The 21,535-nt window shown below is 40.9% G+C and carries 17 protein-coding genes; 6 read left to right on the forward strand and 11 right to left on the reverse strand.

Annotated features, from left to right (window positions below; genetic code table 11):
• Window position 1: 1 nt before the first annotated feature.
• The 4 genes from AC25Y5_RS08935 to AC25Y5_RS08950 all read right to left on the reverse strand — a co-directional run bounded on the left by AC25Y5_RS08935 (window position 2) and on the right by AC25Y5_RS08950 (window position 6,724).
• Complete coding sequence (locus AC25Y5_RS08935) at window positions 2-1,216, reverse strand: Alp7A family actin-like protein (protein WP_488139962.1); 1,215 nt, start codon at window positions 1,214-1,216, stop codon at window positions 2-4.
• A gap of 736 nt (window positions 1,217-1,952) precedes the next feature.
• Window positions 1,953-2,870: an HPr(Ser) kinase/phosphatase gene (gene hprK / locus AC25Y5_RS08940; RefSeq protein WP_488139963.1), complete on the reverse strand. Its 918-nt coding sequence runs from the start codon at window positions 2,868-2,870 to the stop codon at window positions 1,953-1,955.
• A gap of 74 nt (window positions 2,871-2,944) precedes the next feature.
• Window positions 2,945-5,608 carry a DEAD/DEAH box helicase family protein gene (locus AC25Y5_RS08945; RefSeq protein ID WP_488139964.1) on the reverse strand — a complete coding sequence of 888 codons (2,664 nt, stop codon included), beginning with the start codon at window positions 5,606-5,608 and terminating at the stop codon, window positions 2,945-2,947.
• Between the two features lie 330 nt (window positions 5,609-5,938).
• On the reverse strand, window positions 5,939-6,724 hold the full coding sequence (locus AC25Y5_RS08950) for an SDR family oxidoreductase (RefSeq protein WP_488139965.1): 786 nt from the start codon (window positions 6,722-6,724) through the stop codon (window positions 5,939-5,941).
• A gap of 619 nt (window positions 6,725-7,343) precedes the next feature.
• Between AC25Y5_RS08950 and AC25Y5_RS08955 the strand changes: the two genes are divergently transcribed.
• On the forward strand, window positions 7,344-7,853 hold the full coding sequence (locus tag AC25Y5_RS08955) for a DUF2243 domain-containing protein (protein ID WP_488139966.1): 510 nt from the start codon (window positions 7,344-7,346) through the stop codon (window positions 7,851-7,853).
• Complete coding sequence (locus tag AC25Y5_RS08960) at window positions 7,843-8,664, forward strand: cytochrome c oxidase assembly protein (protein ID WP_488139967.1); 822 nt, start codon at window positions 7,843-7,845, stop codon at window positions 8,662-8,664. Before AC25Y5_RS08955 ends, AC25Y5_RS08960 begins: the two co-directional genes overlap by 11 nt.
• A gap of 287 nt (window positions 8,665-8,951) precedes the next feature.
• Here AC25Y5_RS08960 and AC25Y5_RS08965 read toward each other — a convergent pair whose 3' ends face one another.
• Window positions 8,952-9,842, reverse strand: coding sequence for a LysR family transcriptional regulator (locus AC25Y5_RS08965; RefSeq protein WP_488139968.1), 891 nt, complete (start codon window positions 9,840-9,842; stop codon window positions 8,952-8,954).
• A gap of 120 nt (window positions 9,843-9,962) precedes the next feature.
• Here AC25Y5_RS08965 and AC25Y5_RS08970 point away from each other — a divergent pair, with 120 nt between their 5' ends.
• Window positions 9,963-11,153, forward strand: coding sequence for a coenzyme F420-0:L-glutamate ligase (locus AC25Y5_RS08970; protein WP_488139969.1), 1,191 nt, complete (start codon window positions 9,963-9,965; stop codon window positions 11,151-11,153).
• Between the two features lie 111 nt (window positions 11,154-11,264).
• On the opposite strand, the gene AC25Y5_RS08975 is transcribed toward AC25Y5_RS08970, so the two are convergent.
• Window positions 11,265-12,722, reverse strand: coding sequence for a protein adenylyltransferase SelO (locus AC25Y5_RS08975; RefSeq protein WP_488139970.1), 1,458 nt, complete (start codon window positions 12,720-12,722; stop codon window positions 11,265-11,267).
• A 235-nt stretch (window positions 12,723-12,957) separates the two neighbouring features.
• Here AC25Y5_RS08975 and AC25Y5_RS08980 point away from each other — a divergent pair, with 235 nt between their 5' ends.
• The gene (locus AC25Y5_RS08980; protein WP_488139971.1) at window positions 12,958-13,617 is read left to right on the forward strand and encodes a hypothetical protein; all 660 of its coding nucleotides are present in this window, start codon (window positions 12,958-12,960) and stop codon (window positions 13,615-13,617) included.
• Between the two features lie 80 nt (window positions 13,618-13,697).
• Here the strand turns inward: AC25Y5_RS08980 and AC25Y5_RS08985 are convergent, their stop codons facing one another.
• The gene (locus tag AC25Y5_RS08985; RefSeq protein ID WP_488139972.1) at window positions 13,698-14,537 is read right to left on the reverse strand and encodes an alpha/beta hydrolase; all 840 of its coding nucleotides are present in this window, start codon (window positions 14,535-14,537) and stop codon (window positions 13,698-13,700) included.
• Window positions 14,538-14,954: 417 nt separating this feature from the next.
• Between AC25Y5_RS08985 and AC25Y5_RS08990 the strand changes: the two genes are divergently transcribed.
• Window positions 14,955-15,500, forward strand: coding sequence for an ECF transporter S component (locus AC25Y5_RS08990; protein ID WP_488139973.1), 546 nt, complete (start codon window positions 14,955-14,957; stop codon window positions 15,498-15,500).
• 119 nt (window positions 15,501-15,619) lie between these two features.
• Window positions 15,620-15,769: a hypothetical protein gene (locus tag AC25Y5_RS08995; RefSeq protein WP_488139974.1), complete on the forward strand. Its 150-nt coding sequence runs from the start codon at window positions 15,620-15,622 to the stop codon at window positions 15,767-15,769.
• Window positions 15,770-15,907: 138 nt separating this feature from the next.
• Here AC25Y5_RS08995 and AC25Y5_RS09000 read toward each other — a convergent pair whose 3' ends face one another.
• The 4 genes from AC25Y5_RS09000 to AC25Y5_RS09015 all read right to left on the reverse strand — a co-directional run bounded on the left by AC25Y5_RS09000 (window position 15,908) and on the right by AC25Y5_RS09015 (window position 21,468).
• Window positions 15,908-17,410: a malate:quinone oxidoreductase gene (locus AC25Y5_RS09000; protein WP_488139975.1), complete on the reverse strand. Its 1,503-nt coding sequence runs from the start codon at window positions 17,408-17,410 to the stop codon at window positions 15,908-15,910.
• A 392-nt stretch (window positions 17,411-17,802) separates the two neighbouring features.
• Window positions 17,803-18,312 carry a GNAT family N-acetyltransferase gene (locus tag AC25Y5_RS09005; RefSeq protein ID WP_488139976.1) on the reverse strand — a complete coding sequence of 170 codons (510 nt, stop codon included), beginning with the start codon at window positions 18,310-18,312 and terminating at the stop codon, window positions 17,803-17,805.
• A gap of 174 nt (window positions 18,313-18,486) precedes the next feature.
• Window positions 18,487-19,185, reverse strand: coding sequence for a VOC family protein (locus tag AC25Y5_RS09010; RefSeq protein ID WP_488139977.1), 699 nt, complete (start codon window positions 19,183-19,185; stop codon window positions 18,487-18,489).
• Window positions 19,186-19,311: 126 nt separating this feature from the next.
• On the reverse strand, window positions 19,312-21,468 hold the full coding sequence (locus AC25Y5_RS09015; RefSeq protein ID WP_488139978.1) for a peptidoglycan D,D-transpeptidase FtsI family protein: 2,157 nt from the start codon (window positions 21,466-21,468) through the stop codon (window positions 19,312-19,314).
• Window positions 21,469-21,535: the final 67 nt, after the last annotated feature.

Raw genomic sequence — 21,535 nt, forward strand, 5'->3', positions numbered from 1 at the left:
CCTATTTTGTTTTAACGAACTTTTCTTCGGCTTTCCGTTGTGGTTGTTGTGGTTGTTGTGTTTGTTGTGGTTGAACTTTTTGATTCTTTCTAGAGAAGTCTGAAATTAGCTTGTAATAGGCATTAGCCATCATCCAAACGCTTTCTTTTTCATCTTCAAAGAAATCGATGTTAAAGCCATCCAAACTATTATTCAATGTTTTTAGATAGTCTTTAAGTACAATAGAACCTCCGCCGATAAAATAACAAATCTCTGATTGCGAGTTTCTTGCCCATACATTACGTAAATGACGGTATTGTTTTTTCGCTAAATCCATTAGAATTCGGTCAACAATGTCATGCACACTTGTCCGGCTTCCTTTTACCATAATGTGATTACGGTCATTTTTCTTCGTAATAATTTCCACTACATCCAGTCGGCTATCCAACTCTACGCCATGTCTAGCATAAATTTCTTCCCGAATTGCATCTAGTGACTCTGATACACCAAGGTTGAAGCCCTGCGCTTTATCATCATCTACTTTACGGTTTTTAATGACTGCCACATCCGTTGAGAGGCCGCCGATATCTTGAATTAGGAGTTGCTTATCAATTAGCTCTTTATTAATGACATTTAAATCATTATCCATTACAAGGTTGATAAATGCCGCAAAACCTTCCGGATAGACTTTCACTTCATCAAACTTAATATTAACCTTCAGGCCTTGGTATTTAGGTGTAACTAAAAACTCCACCTGGTGAACAGAGCCAAGCAGTTGAGAACGATAGCCAACATCTTTCCCTTCTTTTACTTCCCTAAGCGGAAGACCTGTACCCAGTGTATACGTAGCTTCAATAACATTGTTATTACGTTTGAAAATGGCTTTATTTTCGTCACGCGCTGCATCTAATGCAAGTGCCGCGAACATCATGACCAATGTTTGATCTTCTTCGGATTTGTTACTCCCCGGGTCTAGCTCTGTAGAGTTACCACTTTTCGTCGCTAAATTCCCAACCCGATAAATTGCATTGTTATCATGTAATGTCGGCGAGTGCAAACGAATATGAATGCCATCAGCAGGCTCTTGGTTGTCGAGTTCTTCAATTCCGATGATTGGACGATCTGCAATATCCTGTGCAATTACATTAGGAATATTGAGTTCTAGTTCTACTTTACCGAAAATTGCTTTCAATGAATCATTTCCTACGTCTATTGCCGCAATGCGAGATTCTGTCAATTAAATCATCCTTTCTATAAAACATATCTTACTACTAAAATAGTATCTGACTTTCAGAGACAGGTCAATCCTACGTTACCATTTAACATACAATTGTAATATTGTAAACATTTACGTAAACCTGTATACGTTTCAGTACACTTGTATTCATTTACGTAAACATCTGTACCTAAAGTATGTGTACATCTTTGTATACGTGTTTACAATATTGTTTACTTATGTATACGAAATTGTATACAATATAACTATTAATGTATACAACATAACTATCAATACATACAATGCTTATAGCTTTTTCAGAGTAAGCTAGTTCCCTCCCCCTCCCTGCCACTCGGTTCGAAAATCAATCACTCCTCGGCGTGATTATGTCTAAAACTCCAGTTAAATTGCATATATTATTCACATTAATCCCACAAATGATAGTCATGAATGAGTTCTACTGAATGAAGTTAAACTGCTATAGTACGCACCTATGGGAATTCCGCATCGATTCCTTATCAATATTAGGGTTAATCAGTCTCGTTATTAGAAAAAACGACCTCCCAGGACTCCTTCTAGTATGCCTCTCCACTAAAAGTAATATAAATCTCTACGAACTCTCTAAATCGATGTATAAGTGCCTTTAACATCCTCTGTCGACCCGCATTATCAATACACCTAAGTAAAAATGCAAAAAGGCACAAAAAAACAATCGTGATTGTTCAAACATTCACGATTGTTTTTACACAAGTACCTGTCATTTATCGATATCCGATTCAATCCGTTTCATGAACTCCTCCGCCGCGCTATAACCTTGCTGTTTTAAATACCAGTTATTCGCTGCCGCTTCAATCAGACCCGAAATATCTCGACCTGGCTGAAGTTGGATTTGAATGTGAGGGATTTGAACGTCCATGTATTCTACGAACTTCTCTTCCAATTCCAATTCGTTATTCAAGTCATTCCCCTTCCATTTGATCAATTCAATATCTAGTGAAATTCGTGTCTCTTCTTGAAAAGCCGCTCTTCCATATAAGCGCACAACATTTAACAAGCCAATACTGCGCAAGGCGAGAAATTCCTTGTTATTGTCATCATGTGTACCAAGCAATGTCTGTGGACTAAGTTTTTTCAGCACGACAATATCATCCGCTACCAACCGATGTCCCCTACCTATCAGCGTATGCGCTGTTTCACTCTTCCCTACACCCGAATTGCCACGTAGCAGAACACCTATCCCTGATACATTGACACAAACGCCATGAATCGCTATCTCCGGAGCCATTGCTTTCACAACATATCCATCCATCTTCGCGCTTAGCTCCCCCGTGGAATCACGTGTGCGCAACACAGGGATCTTTTCTTCCGTACAGTACTGAATCAGACCTAATGGCTCTTCCTGCTTTGACGTTATAATAATGCAAGGAGGCGCGTATTGAACAATATTCCCAATCCGCAGCTTACACTCCTCAATGGTTAGCGTATGCAGATAATTTATCTCATTTTTCCCTAAAATTTGTACATAACCAGTTGCGATGAAATCAAATTTATCCATAAATTCTAATCCTGGCCGACGTACTTTAGACTTTTTAATAATACGATGCAATTGGTCCTGTCCGCTCAACACTTCTAATGAAAATGTATTGACTATCTCTTCAATCGTTATTATTCTCATGAACAGCCTCCATTTTACAGTCTTTTTACTACACTACCATTTGGCGCTTCTCCTTAAATTGACTTTATGTCTTCTTACCGCCATCCACTGGTCCGTTCTACTTTCGGTATGAACGAACTGGATAACGCCTTCAACCTCGCTTCCAGCAGTTTGAGACGACCCTCGACAGTTCTGGTGTAGATGAAGTCAGACTTTCCAACCCGTCGTTCCCATTCTTCCAAGAAATAGCTAACATATTCTTTCTTTTGTCCGATTATTTGTGGGATAGCATGATAATCAGACCTCTTCCAAAGCTTTCCTACCTTACGTATTAGAATGTATCGTGGATTCTCAATGGGTTCAAGAAACTCCTTCAATGCAGTCATGAAGATCGTCTTCTCATGTGTCGTCCCTTCTTCAAGCCAGCATGTGTATGTTCCTGCACCGTCTTGCGTCACTCTAATCATATTCTTATGGAGAGGTGTTTTAACAGCACCTGCATGAAGCATGGATGAATAGACAGTTTCCGCAATCTCTTTCATGCTCGCTTCAACGGAAGGGTGCTTGCTATACAACTTCACCGTTTTATAGAAAGAAGGTGCTGCGAAAAGGAGGCCGAGTACTGTCGCAATCGCCATTCCTTCACCCAACGAAAAGGCACCAAGATTTCGGAAAAGATTGCTGAAATCAACTACTGTTTCTAAAGCGATAAAGCCCGTGATCCAACAAAGACCTCTCAACGTGTTATCCAGATAATATGGACGCGGTAAGGATTGTTTATCTGCCACGATTTCCTCGGTCATTTCACGGCCTCCATCGATGGCTCTTTGCCAACGGACGAAAAAAGTGTCTCGTTTGCCCGCGCGTTGAGTCATTTCACGATTTAATATGTTAACGCTTTCCACTGTACCTGGAGGAGCCCCAATCTCCAGTCGAGCAATGCCCGTTTCGATAATATCTCGCTTTGCTCCTATGCCAATTAAGGATCGAAATCTCCGCGTTAGATTATCATAATCTGCTCCTCCACCTGCATCACTCCTATCTACACAGACCAGATGCCAGATGGAAGACGTTTTAGCGGGATCATTTCGATCTGTTCGAATTGCACGTCCGCGCATTTGATTGGACAGCATGAAAGAACCTACATTAGAAGCTAAAATAAGTGAATTTATGCAAGGCGCGTCCCATCCTTCTCCAAGGAGAGCGGCCGTCCCGGTTAGCACATCCACGCCGCCCCTTTTGAGAACTTCAGTCATTATCGCGACCATCTGTTGTCGATCAGCCGAGCCCACCTCGATTCGGATAAAGGACGCATCAACTTCAAGTGGTAATGCAACGACAGTCACTCCACGGTTATTTGCCTCCTCCTCAAATATGGACCTTGCACTCACCGGCAATACGACAATCGAGCCAGTCAGGATACCCGGCTTAATGAGTGGACCGAGATTTCTACGCAGCACTTCAAAAATCGGTACGACACCAAGGCGAGCAAATGGAAGCTCATCCCCTTTTTTTAATGGCATATCCGCAATTCGAATGTAATCTGTCAAAATAACCATGCGGAGCTGTATGCCTAGAAGCGCTTTCTCTGCCTTCACAATTTCTTCTATACTCTTCAATTTTGATGCACTATGTATTAACCCTCTCTTTATGGACGCGTTTGAAAGGAGTACGACTTTCCGACGCTCCACCGCTCCGATACGCGTTAGACGTTTTCGTATGTCTTTTAAAATGACGTTTTTATCATCCATATGAAATAGCAAGCCCGTGAGCAACTCTTCAAGCCAAGGAAGCGACAACTCCGGCATTTGCTCATCTTTCATCCCGATGATAGGGAGGGCATGGGCATACGCTTGTGAATTGTTATTTTTTAAGAACAAAAGCATACTGGAGAAAACGCCTGGACTGGACAAAATCTGCTCAACATGTGCTTCAGGTTCTGCTATCCATGGATGTTTTTCGAGATACACCACAAATTCTTTATCCCCAATCAATTGCTCGATGAAACGATCCACATCGTCACGAAACGCTAGAATTCGCATCATTTCATCCACTTCAGGAATTGAATAGTGAATGAAATCCTGGTGTGGACAAAGTTCTGACGCTTTCACAAGCTCAGGTACCGATATTTCCAAATCAATCGGTCCGCACAATGCGACATAACGCTGCCACTCTGAAGCTCCCACATCGTAAGGTGGTGTGGCAGTTAGCGCGACGACAACAGGTTCACCAAGCCTCTTCTTCACGTCCATCATCGTCCTCCACCAAGATGTGCGAAGATGGTGGGCTTCATCCAATATAAGTGTGCCAAAGCCAATCTGATCCAGTTTACGGATTAGCTCCTCACCACTTCCGATTATATGGTCTTCTAGCAGTTCATCGTCAGTCTGTTCTTCACCATTATCTATTATTTCTTCGCGTCCAGAGATTAGGCTATGTAGCGATTGATAGGTCGTCACCGTTACAAATGCAGGTTCCTTTAAATTAGTAGACATCCAATCAGGAGGTTCGTCTCCAAGGAAAAGCTCTGTGAATCGCTCCATCCACTGCGCCCGAATGGCCAAGGTCGGCGCAACAATCAAGGTCGGGCGATCCAGCCGAAGCATAACCTCAAGACCGAGGACCGTTTTTCCAGATCCCGGCGGTGCCACAAGATGCAGATGCCTATTCACTAGATGACTTTCCAGTTCGTTCAATATGCGTCTCTGATAGGAACGCCACTCATAGCAGAATTGAATGCCTTCCGGAAACCGTTTCATGCTTCACTCCCCCTTTCGATTTGGCTGGTTCTTCATAACTTGTTCATTTTACTGTTACACAAATTATACCAAATGAACACCATCTTTTCTTACTTGTTAGCGAAAAGCTTTACCGAAAGAAGCCTATATAGTAGTCTAGAAATTTCGAATCTTTTTTTTGCGGCATTCAAAACAGCGTCCCTTTTGGCAGCCGTTGTTTTGAATGACTGATTTCATATAACAAAAAGGGATATCCCATGATCGGATATCCCCCGTTAATTCATTTGTGATTCGGATGTATTTCGACTGAATTCATACCTTAACGTAACAAGGCAATCTCTTTGAATTCAATTAGTATTTATAAGATTGCCCACCGTCGATAGGAATTACAGTTGCGTTAATAAATGTGGCTTGGTCCGAAAGTAAGAAGGCAACTAAATAACCTACTTCTACAGGTTTTCCGAAACGTTTCATTGGGTTTACACTGACAAACTCTTTACCTGCTTCTTCCCAATTGTCGCCGCCTAGTTGTTTCAATGACGCTTCAACCATTGGCGTCATAATCGCACCAGGTGCAATCGCATTTACGCTAATGCCGAACTGTCCGTATTCAATACCAGAGTTTCTTGTTAATCCTACAACGCCATGCTTACTTGCTGAGTATCCCGATTGATTACCAACACCACGGATCCCACCAACAGAAGCTGTGTTTACAATGGACCCAGATCCTTGTTTTTTCATAACGGCTAGTACATATTTCATTCCGAAAAATACACCATTTAAGTTAACACTAATGACTTTCTGAAACTCATCACTACCGTAATCCTCTGTTAGGTTTTGTTTCCCTTCAATCCCTGCATTATTGAAGAAACCATCAATACGACCGAACTTTTTAACTGTTTCATCTACATAATTCTTAACGGAATCTTCATCCGCGACGTTTGCAGTGATTAAAAGTACCTCTGCTTTTGAAGATACTTCTAGCGCTAGTTTTTTTGTTTCTTCTAATCCATCGCTATTTAAGTCAACTAATGAAACATTAGCTCCCTCTTTTATCACTTGTAAGGCAGTTACACGACCTAAACCTGAACCTGCACCTGTAATTAGAATTACTTTACCATCGAATCGATTACTCATTATGAATTCCCCTCTCAAATTTGGCTCGTTAATCGTTCAATTTCTTTATCAGACTTCCCATACCTGTGATAAACGTACTCTCATCAGAAGCAAGGAATAACACCAAGTTACTAACACTTTCTTTGTCCCGTTATCTAGTATCTATTCCCTAGCACATATCCATTTAAACAAATGTATGGGCAGAATCAGAAATCCTGTCAATATCACTTATGCACATTGTGGATGGTTGAAATTGCATTTCATTATTGTGGATAAAACGATTGAATACACTTATCAACAGGCGCAATACATGGAAAGAACCAAGAATCCTGCTAATACCACTTCGAGGCTTTGTGGATAGTCTGTGTAGGAGGAAAGCGCATTTCGTTGTCGGGGATTAAATCTGCAACCTGTAGTGCGTCTATCTTGAATAAAATTAGTAGCAAATAGTGATTACATTATAATCTCATTCTATACATCTCCAAAACTACAACTCTGTCGGTAATGAGCTTCCGAGCGCAGGCGCGGCATAGGAGTAGCAAAGTATATACTCCGATTCACAACCTCTTCCCCGTTTACCATCGTCCCTTTGCGGTCATACTTGGGGAAACACGGACTTGTACAGATGGAGGTAGAGATTATGAAAAATACACAGAACAATCAAGAGTATTTGACGAACAGAGAAACGTTTGCACGACGAAATCTCTGGTCGGGTATCTTGTTTGGATTAGGATTTGTTGCTTTTCTTGACGAAACCTTGTTCCACCAACTGCTCCATTGGCATAAATTTTACGACAAATCGACTGTCGCGGTCGGTCTTGTTTCAGATGGGCTATTTCATGCATTTAGCTGGTTCGCGACCGTTGGGGGGCTATTCCTAGTTGCCGATTTAAGAAGGCGTCATGCACTGTGGCATAAGATGTGGTGGGGAGGAAAACTTCTTGGTGCGGGGGCTTTCCAACTATATGATGGAACAATCCAGCATAAGATCATGCGCATCCACCAAATTCGATACAATGTAACTATTTTACCGTATGACCTTGTATGGAATATTTCCGCAGCTATGATGATTATCATTGGCATCGTCCTAATCATCCAAGCTAAACGCGATCAGCGTAAAGCAATAGGAGTGATTTTCCATGCATCATGAACCGAGCAATCATGCTTTCTTCCTCTTTACCGATTTGTTTTTTGGAATTCCGGCATTGCTAGCGATTGGATTTTACATAGGGGCTGTTTTGGCAACCAACCGACGGATACGCCATCGTAAATGGCCTTGGTTACGCACGATTTCTTTTGTGACAGGTGTACTATTCGCTGCAGCCGCAGTGGTCGGTCCACTCTCTCGTCAATCCCACTCCGATTTCACGACACATATGGTGGGTCACTTACTTCTCGGCATGCTCGCTCCGTTGCTCATCGCACTCGCTGCACCCATGACATTGCTGCTGCGCACACTCAATGTCCATTTCGCGAGAAAACTGAACCGGCTGTTACAACGTCATCCGATCCGTTTCTTCACCTCCCCCATCACCGCCTCCATCTTGAATATTGGTGGGTTATGGCTCCTTTATACAACCAATTTATACACTGTTATGCATGCAAACCTTTTTCTCCACGTCGTTGTGCACATTCACGTATTCATTGCCGGATACTTATTCACAGTTTCTTTATTGTACATAGATCCGGTTTCTCACCGTTCAAGTTTCCGATATAGAACAGTCGTCTTTGTCCTAGCCCTCGCCGGTCATGGCATCCTGTCCAAATTCATCTACGCATACCCACCGGAAGGCGTTCCAGGAGAACAAGCTAGGAATGGAGCCCTACTGATGTATTACGGTGGTGACGCGGTCGATCTGCTACTCATTTTTATCCTATTCAGGCACTGGTATAAATCTGCTCGTCCACGAAAAGGCGCAGAAATCTTTGTCAGCCATAAACATCAACAGGTTAAAGTATGAACCTCCCACGACTGAAGTCACGGGCGTTCTTGGCTTAATCATAAATTCAGAGCTTGCCTAATAAACTTAACTATTGGGTAAAAGAGAGGATGAAGCTTTGAAACGGGGGATGATTTTTGCAGGCACTATCGTCGTTGGCATAATGCTCGGTATTTTGGTAACTGTACTCCTCAACTAAGTTAGATTCATTGTGTGTAGCGGAAAGACTAGGCTCAATGCTTAGTCTTTTTTCATAGTGGTTTAGTGGCTCTGACTTGAGCCCTGATAGAATTATCGAGTTAACCAGGTTACACCTGTTTCTTTTCCAATATCTCAACAAACTTTGTTGAGGCTGATGATAGTGGCACACTTTTCAAATAGCATACACCGATACTTCTCTTAGGTATTTTTTCAATGAGTTGTACTTCATGTACCAAACCTTTCGCTAAATACTCTTCGGAAAACTCTTTGGTCACACAAGCGATCCCTAGATTTATTTTAGCAAACTCCAATAACAAATCATGAGAGCCTAACTCAATTTCCGGGGACACCTTTATCCCTTTCGATATCATATAATCCTCAACGTACTTCCGAGAATTTGATTTTCGTTCAAGTAATATTAATGGCAGTTTTGCCACTTCTTCCAGGCTTACGGGATTGGATAATATTTTCTGGAATCTCTCCCCGTAAACAAACGTATCTTGAATTTCAAACCAGGGTCTTAGTTCTAGCGAAGGGTCTATAATGGGTAGGTTACAAATCGCAATATCTACCCCGCCTGATTTCAAGATTGAACAAAGTTCAAATGTTGTGCCATTTACAATTTTTAACTTGATATTTGAATACCTTTTATGGAAATACTCTAAATAAGGCAGTAAAAAATACCTTGAAATCGTATCACCAACACCAATCTTTAATTCCCCCGTCGTTAGGTTTTTAAATTCCAACATTTTTTCTTCGCCAGTTTCAATTAAATGAATCGCCGAATTTACATATTCAAAAAGAAGGCTACCCTCATCTGTTAAAGAGACCCCTTTAGGCGATCTATTGAAAAGGCGCGTGTCCAATTCTCTCTCCAATTGCATGATCGCTTGACTGACAGCGGGCTGCGTCATATATAGACCTTTTGCTGCTTTAGAAAAACTTTCACTTTTGCCGACCATACAAAATACTTTATATAAATCCAACTTACTAACCATATAAGCACCTCTTATACCTATCATTACATATATTCATTTTACTTATACCACTAAAACGTTGTATAGTACAAGTAGATAAGAATTTCAAATTACATTAAAGCGACACGAGGAGCGATACTATTGGGAAGAGTAGTTGGAACAGTTGTAAGAGGTCTTCGTTGCCCGATTGTTAATCGAGGGGACAATATAGAAGAAATCGTTGTAGATAGCGTGCTAAAAGCTTCAGAAGTTGAAGGCTTTACCATAAATGATAAGGACATCGTCACTATAACAGAATCTATCGTTGCACGTGCTCAAGGGAATTACGCGACAATCGATCACATCGCTAAAGATATTAGCTCAAAATTTGGTGATGATACAATTGGCGTAGTGTTTCCTATCTTAAGCCGAAATCGTTTTGCAGTCTGTCTTAGCGGTATTGCAAAAGGCGCTAAAAAAATTGTTTTAATGCTCAGCTATCCATCTGATGAAGTTGGTAATCACTTAGTAGACATAGACTTATTAGATGAAAAAGGAGTTAATCCTTGGACAGACGTCTTAACAGAAAAACAATTCCGCGATCATTTCGGATATATTAACCATGCCTTTACGGGTGTTGATTATATTGATTACTATAAATCGTTAATTGCCGAATACGGCGTGGAATGTGAAGTTATTTTCTCAAATAACCCTAAAACCATTCTAGATTACACAAAAAGTGTTCTTACGTGTGATATTCACACGAGATTCAGAACGAAAAAAATACTACAAGCCAATGGTGTGGAAAAAATTTATAGCCTGGATAACATATTATCCGAGTCCATTGACGGCAGTGGATATAATGAAAAATATGGCCTGTTAGGGTCCAATAAATCTACTGAAGACGGCGTAAAACTATTCCCACGTAATTGCCAGCCTGTCGTTGATAACATACAGAAAACACTCAAAGAAAAGACTGGGAAAAATGTAGAAGTCATGGTTTACGGTGATGGCGCATTCAAAGACCCAATCGGTATGATATGGGAACTTGCAGATCCAGTTGTTTCGCCCGCTTACACAGCTGGCCTAAAGGGCACGCCAAATGAAATAAAATTAAAATACCTTGCAGATAATAACTTTGCCCATTTAAGAGGCGATGACCTTAAACAAGCAATCTCCGACTTCATCGACAACAAAGATGAGGATCTTGTGGGATCAATGGAATCACAAGGCACAACGCCTAGAAGACTGACCGACCTTATCGGCTCTCTATCTGATTTAACATCAGGCAGCGGCGATAAAGGGACACCGATTGTCTTCATCCAAGGATATTTCGATAATTTCACAAAATAACCTTATCTCAAAAACAAGCAATGCCATTTTTCTTTGGCATTGCTTGTTTTTTATTTCCTTGCGGGGCATTGAGCAATGCAATGAAAATTACATTCCTCCAACGCTTTTCTATCAAGTACCGCAATAGGTTTGATAAGGTGCCGTCGTATCCGGCAATGTAGAGAATTCAGCTTGTTCATCGGAGTACTCGTAAGGGTTTGAAAGCACATCCAAAAGCTTTTCCATCACGCTATAGTCTTTTTGTTCCACTGCGGCCTCCAGTGCTGCTTCGACTCGGTGGTTCCGTGGAATTAATGCAGGATTACTGTTCTTCATCAGCTGTTTCGAATCGACTTTCGATTGTTGCTGTCTGCTTATCCTCGCCTGCCAGCGCTCAAACCATTGAGCAAAGTCCGGGGTTCCAAACAGGACTGTATCTTCCGGCTTATCTAAAGTAAATGCGCGGAAAGTATTCGTATAATCCGCCTGATGCTTTTCCATCATACTGAGTAAGTCATTAACCAGTTCTTCGTCCTGCGTTTCTTCGTCAAACAGCCCCAGTTTCGCTCTCATACCTGCGATCCAATGGGCGTGGTACAACTCAGTAAAACTTGAAATCTCATTTTGGGCGAGTTCAACAGCCCTCTCCTGGTTGTCATGCAATAGTGGCAAGAGGGTTTCAGCAAATCGTGCAAGATTCCATCCAGCAATCAATGGTTGATTACTGTAAGCATAGCGACCTTGCCTATCAATGGAACTGAACACCGTAGCGGGGTCATAGATATCCATGAAAGCGCAAGGCCCATAATCGATGGTTTCTCCGCTAATGGTCATATTATCCGTGTTCATTACCCCATGTATAAAGCCGACCAGTTGCCATTTAGCAATGAGCTCTGCTTGGCGCTTGATGACTGCCTGAAGCAGTGAAAGATATTGGTCCACATTAATTTCAATATCTGCATAATGACGCTTTAGTGTATAGTCAGCCAGAATCCGTAGTTCTTCAACTGTTCCCCATTTTGCAACGTACTGGAAAGTACCGACACGCAGGTGACTGGCAGCCACTCGTGTCAGAATCCCACCAGGCAACTCGGTTTCGCGCATGATTGATTCAGCAGACGTCACCACCGCCAGACTACGGGTCGTAGGAATACCCAGCGCATACATGGCTTCGCTGATGATGTATTCGCGCAACATGGGTCCAACGCCTGCCCGACCATCGCCTCCACGGGAGTAAGGCGTCCTACCAGAGCCTTTAAGCTGAATATCAACCCTTTCACCTTGAGGCAGAATCTGCTCGCCCAGCAATATAGCTCGACCGTCCCCCAGCATGTTAAAATGTCCAAATTGATGCCCCGCGTACGCTTGAGCAAGAGGAGATGCACCATCGGGAATCTCATTTCCAGCAAGCACCGCTACACCCTCTTCGCTTTGCAACGCCTGAACGTTTAAACCCATTGCTTGTGCTAATGAATCATTAAGTTTAATCATCTTCGGTGCGCGTACTGGAGTTGGATTGATGCTAGTGAACAATGCTTTCGGCAAACGCGCATAACTGTTGTCTAAGTTCCATCCTGTTTCTTTACTCATGTAAAATTGCTCCTTTTTTAAGTCTATCTTTATATCAGTATCCATCAAATTGAGGAAATTTCATAATACTGTGTCCTATTACCTTGTTTCTTAACATATATAATACCTTTCCCTTTGCAGCGAAAACTACTCATGAAAAATAACTTCTACGATGGCCAAAACTTTTTTTGATAAAATACACGAATTAGGAAAAGATACGATTGAATGAAGAAAAAAGTAAAGGGGCGGCTGAAGCATGTCGATGGAATGGTTTAACAGAGTAACTAGTGAGCTTCATGATCACTTAAATTCAATTTGCGAAAAATATGATCAAGTCGGTCATATGATGATTGACCAAAGTGCCAAACATCCACGTATCGAATTTTTTGTCGAAACGGAGGATGACGAAAAAGAATACTTCTGTACCCTTCACTTTGATCCGCATAATGCAGAGTTTTACGTGGAAACTTATGACTTTGAATTCGAACAACCTACCAGAATCATTCTTACTGATATTGAGGATATAATTGACGCGGTTCATGATATTTTCCATGATTTCATGACCGACGATGATTTAGATGATCTTGATGAGGAGTTTGTTTTAGACGCTGTAGATGGCGGAGAATACTACGTTGGTGAAATTACTGATACAGAGTTTGAGGAACTGAGCGTCGAATGGGAAACACCTGAAGTCACTGCTTTCCAAATTGAAGATGAAATAGAAGTAACGCATCAATTTGGAGTAGTCAATGCTACTGGAGATGGCGTTCTCCGAAGGGTCAAGCGCTTCTGGTCAGAAGGAAACGAACTTCACAAAGAAGAAAGTAGCTTCGTCTTTACAAAAGAAGAAGCGAGTACACTCATTGCTTTGGTTGCGAGTAATATGGATAAGATGGCTTCGTATGACAATCTGTAAAGCCTAAAGAAAATACACAACCACATAAACAGGCATTAGGAAATCTTTCCTAATGCCTGTTTTATCGTTTGTTCAAGAAACTAATTGATTGTTCGACCCAAAAACTGATCTACTCTCTCTTTGTAGTTGTCTTCGGCAAGTGCAAAGGATTCACCGTGGTTCGCTTCCGGGACAAGGAAGAGTTCTGCATCACTTGACGTACTCTGATACAAATCCTCTGTCATTTCTGTAGGAACGAACGTATCACCTTTCCCGTGGATATACAGGATTGGGACATCCGTTTTCTCCACTTCTTTCAACGCACTTGCCTCCCTGAATGAATAACCAGCCCTGATTTTTGTTAAAGCACTGGTGCTGTCTAACAATGGGAGAGCCGGCAGGTGAAACATTCGGTTCATTTGGTACGCGAATAATTGATAGACAGATGCATATGGACTGTCCGCTATAATGGCCTTGACTTGTCGGGGAAGTCCTTCTTCTCCACTAGCCATCAAGACCGTTGCTGCGCCCATCGATAGACCATGGTAGGCCACTTCAGTGCCAGATCCAAGCTTTTCCACCAATGTTTCTGTCCAATCAATTAAATCGAGCCGATCCGGCCAGCCGAATCCGTAGTAATCACCCTCGCTTCTTCCATGCCCTCGTGCATCAGGCATAAAAAGATTGTAGCCCAAATCTTTATGATAATACTGCCCAAATAGCCCCATTTGCTTCGCGTTACCTAAATAGCCATGTGTTAAAATAACCAATTTATCTGTTGGCTGGGATGCGGGCAAATAGTAGCCTGACAGTTCTAGTCCGTCGCGTGATGGTAACGTAAGGCGTTCAAATTTTTGAGCAGACGTCCAGTCTATCCAATCGCCATTCAAAAAAAGGTCCATTGTCTGATCCGACACTTCTAAATCTGAATTCTTCTGCAAGAACTCTTTCGGTCCTCGCTTGACTGCTAACTCATAGAAAAAAAAGCTACCAATGAGTTGGAACAGCAAGAAGACAGTCGCAATAAGAAAAAGTAGTTTCTTCCAATTAATTCGAATTTTACTCAGTCTCCTTTTCTTTTCTGTCCCCGCGCATGCATGAGGCCTATGACTATTATAGTAGAAAAACAGATAGAAATGGACGAAATTACTAAGGTTACACAAATTCCCAAATCGTTTTGAACTACTGTATTTATAGTTAAACGGGATCCAAATCTAATTCAAAAATCATGTTTTTCAATCTACCTACGAAACTGACCCCTACGTTTCACACTAAATTGATACTTTTCAATAGTCCAGATATTTGCTAAAGTTATGAATACAAAAATGATTTCACTAAGAAAGGGATGCTTTATGACTATGAGAACACCACTAACGACTACAACAAGTTATTCAAAATCTCGCACTTTTGATATGGTAATAACAGCAATGTTAATTGCACTTGTATTCGTTGCAACCCTTACTTTAAATATCAGACTACCTATCGCGGCAAATGGCGGGTTGGTTCATCTTGGAACAGCCATGCTCTTTATTGTAGCAATTCTTTTTGGCCCTAAAAAGGCGGCACTCGCTGGCGCTATCGGTATGGGGTTATTTGACTTAGTGTCTGGTTGGACATTGTGGGCACCATTTACCATTGTAGCTCGTGGGTTGCAAGGTTATATTGTCGGGACAATTGCTTGGTCGTTGAGCCGCAGAGGAAAAAGTATTCCTTTCAATCTACTAGCCACAATCGCTTCAATTCCATTTATGTTGGGCGTTTATTATGTTTGTGAACGGATTCTTTTCGGCAACTGGATGATACCACTTGCTTCCATTCCCGGAAACCTGGTTCAAAATATTGTAGGGATTATTGTAGCCATTCCAGTATGTGTTTTACTGAAAAAAGTTTCTGTTTTTAAATAGGTATATACCATTCATTTGCAAGACTAAGAGTGCACCCATTTTCATCCTTCAGACATAAAATGCTACTCCTTGGACACAATAGAAAGGATGAAATCTTTCTACAAAAGGAGGTTCATGTTATGTCAGAGGAAAACAAAAACAAGAATAAGGATAAAGGGAAACAGCGAAATGCCCAAAAGTACGATACCAAGCCGAAAAACGATGTAGAGTTTGCAAGCGAGAGCGAATTTCTAAATTTAGATGGTAAGAAAAACAAAAGAAAACGATAACAACAGTGCCTGTTCACCATATGTGTGACAGGCACTGTTTATTTATTTAGTACGAAAGTTATCATACTGAATAACACAAAAGACGCATTCCCGTTGTGTATAAAGGGAAATGCGTCTTTTTAAACTGAGTTACCTATTTTAACTATAAACGGGCTCGTTTTCACTTAGACCAAGCGACTCCGCTGTTGAAGCATGAATTTCGCGCAGAAGCTCTGGATTTTCCATTAGGGACGTGCCATAAGAAGGAATCATTTCCTTGATCTTCGGTTGCCATTCTTCAATATGTTCAGGGAAACATTTCTCTAGGATGTCAAGCATGACCTGAACGGCGGTTGACGCACCCGGGGAAGCGCCGAGCAATGCAGCAATCGATCCATCTGCCGCACTCACCAGTTCCGTACCAAATTGAAGCGTACCTTTGCCGCCTTTTTCCGTATCCTTTATCACTTGTACACGTTGGCCAGCTACTACTAAATCCCAATCCTCACTTTTCGCGTTCGGGACAAACTCTCGCAAAGCTTCCATGCGCTTTTCTTTCGATAACATCACTTGCTCAATCAAGTATTTCGTCAAAGACATCTCTTTTACGCCAGCCGATAACATCGTTAGGACATTATTCGGTTTTACGGAAGTTAATAAATCCATCATGGAGCCGGTTTTTAAAAACTTCGGAGAGAAGCCCGCGAACGGTCCAAACAGCAACGATTTTTTATCGTCGATGAATCGTGTATCAAGATGCGGAACAGACATTGGTGGAGCACCCGCCGGAGCTTTCCCGTATACTTTCGCATGATGCTGTGCCAAAACTTCTGGATTTTTACAAACCATAAACATGCCGCTTACTGGGAAGCCCCCAATCCCTTTTCCTTCAGGAATTCCGGATTTTTGTAGTAAATGCAGGCTGCCTCCGCCGCCGCCAATAAAGACGAATTTGGCAGTATGGCGTTCCACTTTTCCACTATCGACGTTTCGTACTTTCAATTCCCATGAACCATCGCTCAACTGATTAAGATCCTCTACGCTTTGTCTGTAGCGCATGTCGACGTTTTGACTCGTTAAGTGGTCAAACATGCTATTGGTTAACGCACCAAAATTGACATCCGTTCCAGCGTCAATTTTCGAAACCGCAATCGGCTCATTGGTTGTCCGGTCTTTCATAATAAGCGGAAGCCATTCCATTAGTTTCTTAGGATCATCCGAAAATTCCATCTCTTGAAATAGTGGATTGTTTGACATCGCTTCAAAACGTTTCTTTAGATACTTTACATTTTTCTCACCGTGTACGAAACTCATATGAGGCAACGGCATGATAAAGTCCTCTGGATTACTGATTCGTTTTTTCTCAACCAAATACGACCAAAACTGTTTGGAGATTTGAAACTCTTCATTAATTTTTATCGCTTTACTAATATCAATCGATCCGTCGGGCTTTTCGCTTGTGTAGTTCAGCTCGCACAGTGCAGCATGGCCCGTCCCTGCATTATTCCATTCGTTCGAGCTTTCCTCCCCGGCATTTGAAAGTTTCTCAAAGACGGTGATTTTCCAGTCCGGTACCAACTCTTTCAAGAGTGATCCTAACGTCGCACTCATAATGCCAGCACCAATTAAGATAACGTCTGTTTTCGTTTCTTGGCTACTCATTTTATCCATCCTTATTCCTTGAATTTGCAAAAAAGAGCGTGGACAATCCCGTCACACACCTTTTTTGTACCTATTAACCTTTATTACACTCTATAATAATTATGCATCGATGATTTGACATACTATTCCTTTCTAATTATAGACTAGTTTCGACAGATAAAAAAGGGAGAAGTTTTCCTAAAAGGTATTTAGTACAGAAAAACCGACACATTCCAACATTTCCTGCAAAGGTAAGTTGAGCAAGTCGGCTAAAATGTGCCTGCGCTGACGCTTCCTAGCCATTGGTAGGATTTCATGAAATAGAGAATAAGCGAGCCTTCTCTCGAATTCAATGAGAGAAGGCTCGCTTTTATTATTGAGCAATCGCACCAGTTAGTTCAATGAGGCGAAACTCAAATAGTCCAAGTATAATGAACAAAGTTTAACTTCTGTCCATTCATTTCGAATTCTTCGTCATCAGTAGCTATCCTTTCGAATCCATTTTTGCTTAGAACTTTTTGAGACGCTATATTGTTAGTTGTTGTTTTCGCTTTAACTTGCTTTATTTCTTTGTCATTTACTATTTCTAATAATAACTTCAATGCTTTAGTGGCAATACTTTTTCCAGTATGTGCTTGCCCCACCCTATAACCGAGATGACCGATTTTTTGAGATTTATCAATATCCACTAAATTTATTCTTCCTATTATTGAACTATCGTTATCTTTAGCTAGATAGAAATACGAACCTCCTTGAGCTTGTTCTTCAAGTAAAGCTTCGTGTCTTTTTTTAAAAATCTCAATGTTATAGTAGTCATCTCCACGAGAAGGTACCATTTTTTCGAAAAATGTTCTATTTTCAAGTTCAAACTTGTATAAACCTTCGGCATCTGTAACTTTTAATTTCTCAATATATACATCCATGTATAATACCCTCCATACAAATCCCCATTCTAACATTACTGACTGTTACAGATTTTCTTAAAACAATCCTACCAATGAGCACAAGCAGCAAACGTACCAGCGTTACTTAAAAAGTCGCGCCACTCATTTTAGTACTCACCAAGTAAAATTACTTAACTTTAAGAATGCAATTCGTTAAACCTGGACTTCATCATGACTTTTTCTAATGAAAAATTCTTGTTCTTCATCTACACCTATTACTAATTGTTTATCAAGTGTTATTGTCATTGGAAAAATCACTGATTTCTTTTCTGAAAACAGCCATCTTCTACCTGTGCTAGTTAGAAGAAGATAAACACCATTGTTATTTTCTTGCATGAAATTTAAAGAAATATTGGTAATTGGATCATTATCTCTTTCAAAAATATTAACTTTTCCCAATTTCTCTCCGACCGTAGGTGCATCTTTTACAATTAAACCAATTTCACTGATATTCAAAATGTTGTTTACTGAAAATGGTATTTCGCTATTTGGATTCACAGTATATCGAGCAATAAGTTCAACTATATTTCCTGCTGGATCTTCAAAATAACAAGCAAATGCAGACCAGAATAAAAAATTTATCTCGTCTTCTCCATCTTCTAATAAAAGCGTAGTTTTTCCTTTCAACCATTCCTTTGCTTCCTGAAATTGATTGGCGGGAAGATTAAATGCAAAATGATAATAGGGCTCCCCTATCACTTTTTCATTAGTAAATTCCAAAATACTTGTTCCTACTTGAATTTGAAATCCATTTGGATTCTCTCCACATAGTGAAAAACCCAAATGTTGCGTATAAAATTCTTTCATCATTTCCATTTTATTTGTTTGTAAAGTCAGTAATTTTATTTCCATAAAATTTCCCCCTTATGAATATCTGCTTTTAATTACTGCAAAGTAAGCGTAAAATAGCGTCCACCTTTTTTACTATTACTTATCTATTGAAATAGTAGGGAAACCATTATTCTGGTTTCCCTACTATTATTTTTCAGACTCTATTTTCGGAGCCTGTATGATTGGTTGCTCGGCTGTTGTAGCATTTTCTTCTTTAGCCCTTTTTACTTTCAATTTAAAATATTCGTCTACAGCTTGCTGGACAATCTTATTTTGAGCGCCATTCGTGTGATCTCCTGGCCTTGTAGTAATATTCGGGATAAGCACTGCATAAGCAATTTCCGGATTTTCGTAAGGTGCAAAACCGACATGTGATAAGTTGATTGTCGCCTTTCCAGAGCTAAATGCCTGCGCCGTCCCCGTCTTCCCAGCTCCATCATAATCTTTTCCTTCAAAAATTTTAGCAGCCGTCCCTTTAGGTGCATAATACACGTAATGCATACCACGCTTCATTTGATCAATTTCTGCATCCGTATTCCGAATTCTATTTAAAATATTAACCTCTGTTTCTTGAATGAGAGGACCAAGTATTTCACCGTCCTCAGATGGTTCTCGCATTTCTTTTAACACTTTCGGAGCAATACGATAACCGCCATTTGCAATTGTTGAGACGAATTGAGCCAGTTGAAGTGTTGTATAAGTGTCGAACTGTCCAATGGTTAAATCCATTAAAATACCCATTTCATTACTATCGCCAATCAGGCCGCCTGACTCGCCCGGTAAGTCAATGCCGGTTTTTGTTCCAAGTCCGAAAGACGCAAAAGATTGTCGGAATGTATCATATGCATTTCTTCTATTACTTTCCGAGTCTTTAGAACTATTTCGGGAATTCACCATGGACAATGCGGTACGGAACATATAAACGTTCGAAGACCTGCCGATTGCTTCAATATCATTTACAGCAACCCTACCGTTTTGATTAAACAGTGATCTTTTTGTAATACCACCACCGATATTAATTGGTTCATCTATCTTCGTTTCTCCGATACGTACCACATTTTCTTGATAACCCGTAAGAAGCGTTGCCATCTTAACTGTTGATCCGGCCTCGTGAAGTGCAGTGAACGTCCCAAATGCGTAGTCCCATATTTCGAGCTTTCCCGTTTCTGGATTCGTAACAACCTGCTTACCTACAAGAGAAAGAACTTCACCATTATTCGGATTCATCATGACTAGGAAAGCCCTGTTCAATTCTCCGGTATTTGGGCCTCTTTTCAATTCCAACAATTTATCCGAAACAATTTTTTCAAGTTTCTGTTGCAGTTCGCTATCAATCGTCAGAATAAGATCCTTGCCTGGTTCGCCTTCTCTGATTGTTTTCGTTTCGACGATACGCCCGCTACGATCTTTAATATTCTTAACAATTGTTTTTTGTCCCTTTAACAAGTCTTCATAATATTGCTCAATATAACTTTTTCCAACACGGTCATTTCTTGAATAGTCCCGTGCCAATAAATAATTCTCTCGAGATTTAGGAATACCTCCAATGGGACTCGTGGTTGTCCCTAGAATTGTATTGTCTGATCTCCTCATACGTTCCCAATCTGTCGTTGTATCTACGCCTGGCAACTCTCCTAGGCGTTCAGATACAGTTGCGAATTCCTCGTCTGTCACACTTCCACTTTTAACGATTTGTGGGGAGTATGCATAACCCGACATCATTTCTCTGTAAATCGCAAGTACTTCTAGCTCCTCTTCCGTGAATGAATCAGTTTCTACGTCCGTAATTCGTTCTCGTGTAAGCCTATTAATCTCCTTCTGCAATTCTATCCGTGAAAGCGTACTATCCTTTTCCAGTGCCTCTAATTCCTTTAAAGAAACCTTTTTCGACGCTGCCTCCGAATTCTTTAAAATCCAGAAGTCTCTCCGATCCCCAGTAGTAATCTTTTTCGTCTCTTGTTCAATCAAGACCGCAAGTTGCTCAGCGACTTTTAGCATATCTGCTGAACTCGTCGACGTCATTTTCGTATATGTAATGGCGTTTTGGGGATCGTTATCAACCAGAATATGCCCCATGCGGTCAAAAATCCTTCCCCTTGGCACGCTAGTGTTGACAGGTATTTCTTCCGTTTTTTCCAACTCACGGGAATATTCCTCACCTTTGACGATTTGTAAATAACCAAGGCGAAAAATGAGCAATGAAAATAGGACAAAGATTGAAAAGAATAGGAAGTTCATTCGGAATGGGATATGTTTTCGTTGGCTTACTTTAGCCTGATTCGCCTTGCTTGCCTGTTTATTCATAATGCCCCCTCCTTCGTTACTTTTTTCCAATTATACCACTTATAATATAAAACTCACATATATCTCC

The organism is Sporosarcina sp. Y1011 (genome assembly GCF_057669885.1).

What these genes read in the sequence shown, in the direction of transcription:
- hprK (WP_488139963.1), bottom strand. Translation starts at nt 2,870, where the DNA reads ATGAGAATAATAACGATTGAAGAGATAGTCAATACATTTTCATTAGAA.
- AC25Y5_RS08945 (WP_488139964.1), bottom strand. Translation starts at nt 5,608, where the DNA reads ATGAAACGGTTTCCGGAAGGCATTCAATTCTGCTATGAGTGGCGTTCC.
- AC25Y5_RS08950 (WP_488139965.1), bottom strand. Translation starts at nt 6,724, where the DNA reads ATGAGTAATCGATTCGATGGTAAAGTAATTCTAATTACAGGTGCAGGT.
- AC25Y5_RS08955 (WP_488139966.1), top strand. Translation starts at nt 7,344, where the DNA reads ATGAAAAATACACAGAACAATCAAGAGTATTTGACGAACAGAGAAACG.
- AC25Y5_RS08960 (WP_488139967.1), top strand. Translation starts at nt 7,843, where the DNA reads ATGCATCATGAACCGAGCAATCATGCTTTCTTCCTCTTTACCGATTTG.
- AC25Y5_RS08965 (WP_488139968.1), bottom strand. Translation starts at nt 9,842, where the DNA reads ATGGTTAGTAAGTTGGATTTATATAAAGTATTTTGTATGGTCGGCAAA.
- AC25Y5_RS08975 (WP_488139970.1), bottom strand. Translation starts at nt 12,722, where the DNA reads ATGAGTAAAGAAACAGGATGGAACTTAGACAACAGTTATGCGCGTTTG.
- AC25Y5_RS08980 (WP_488139971.1), top strand. Translation starts at nt 12,958, where the DNA reads ATGTCGATGGAATGGTTTAACAGAGTAACTAGTGAGCTTCATGATCAC.
- AC25Y5_RS08990 (WP_488139973.1), top strand. Translation starts at nt 14,955, where the DNA reads ATGAGAACACCACTAACGACTACAACAAGTTATTCAAAATCTCGCACT.
- AC25Y5_RS08995 (WP_488139974.1), top strand. Translation starts at nt 15,620, where the DNA reads ATGTCAGAGGAAAACAAAAACAAGAATAAGGATAAAGGGAAACAGCGA.
- AC25Y5_RS09000 (WP_488139975.1), bottom strand. Translation starts at nt 17,410, where the DNA reads ATGAGTAGCCAAGAAACGAAAACAGACGTTATCTTAATTGGTGCTGGC.
- AC25Y5_RS09005 (WP_488139976.1), bottom strand. Translation starts at nt 18,312, where the DNA reads ATGGATGTATATATTGAGAAATTAAAAGTTACAGATGCCGAAGGTTTA.
- AC25Y5_RS09010 (WP_488139977.1), bottom strand. Translation starts at nt 19,185, where the DNA reads ATGGAAATAAAATTACTGACTTTACAAACAAATAAAATGGAAATGATG.
- AC25Y5_RS09015 (WP_488139978.1), bottom strand. Translation starts at nt 21,468, where the DNA reads ATGAATAAACAGGCAAGCAAGGCGAATCAGGCTAAAGTAAGCCAACGA.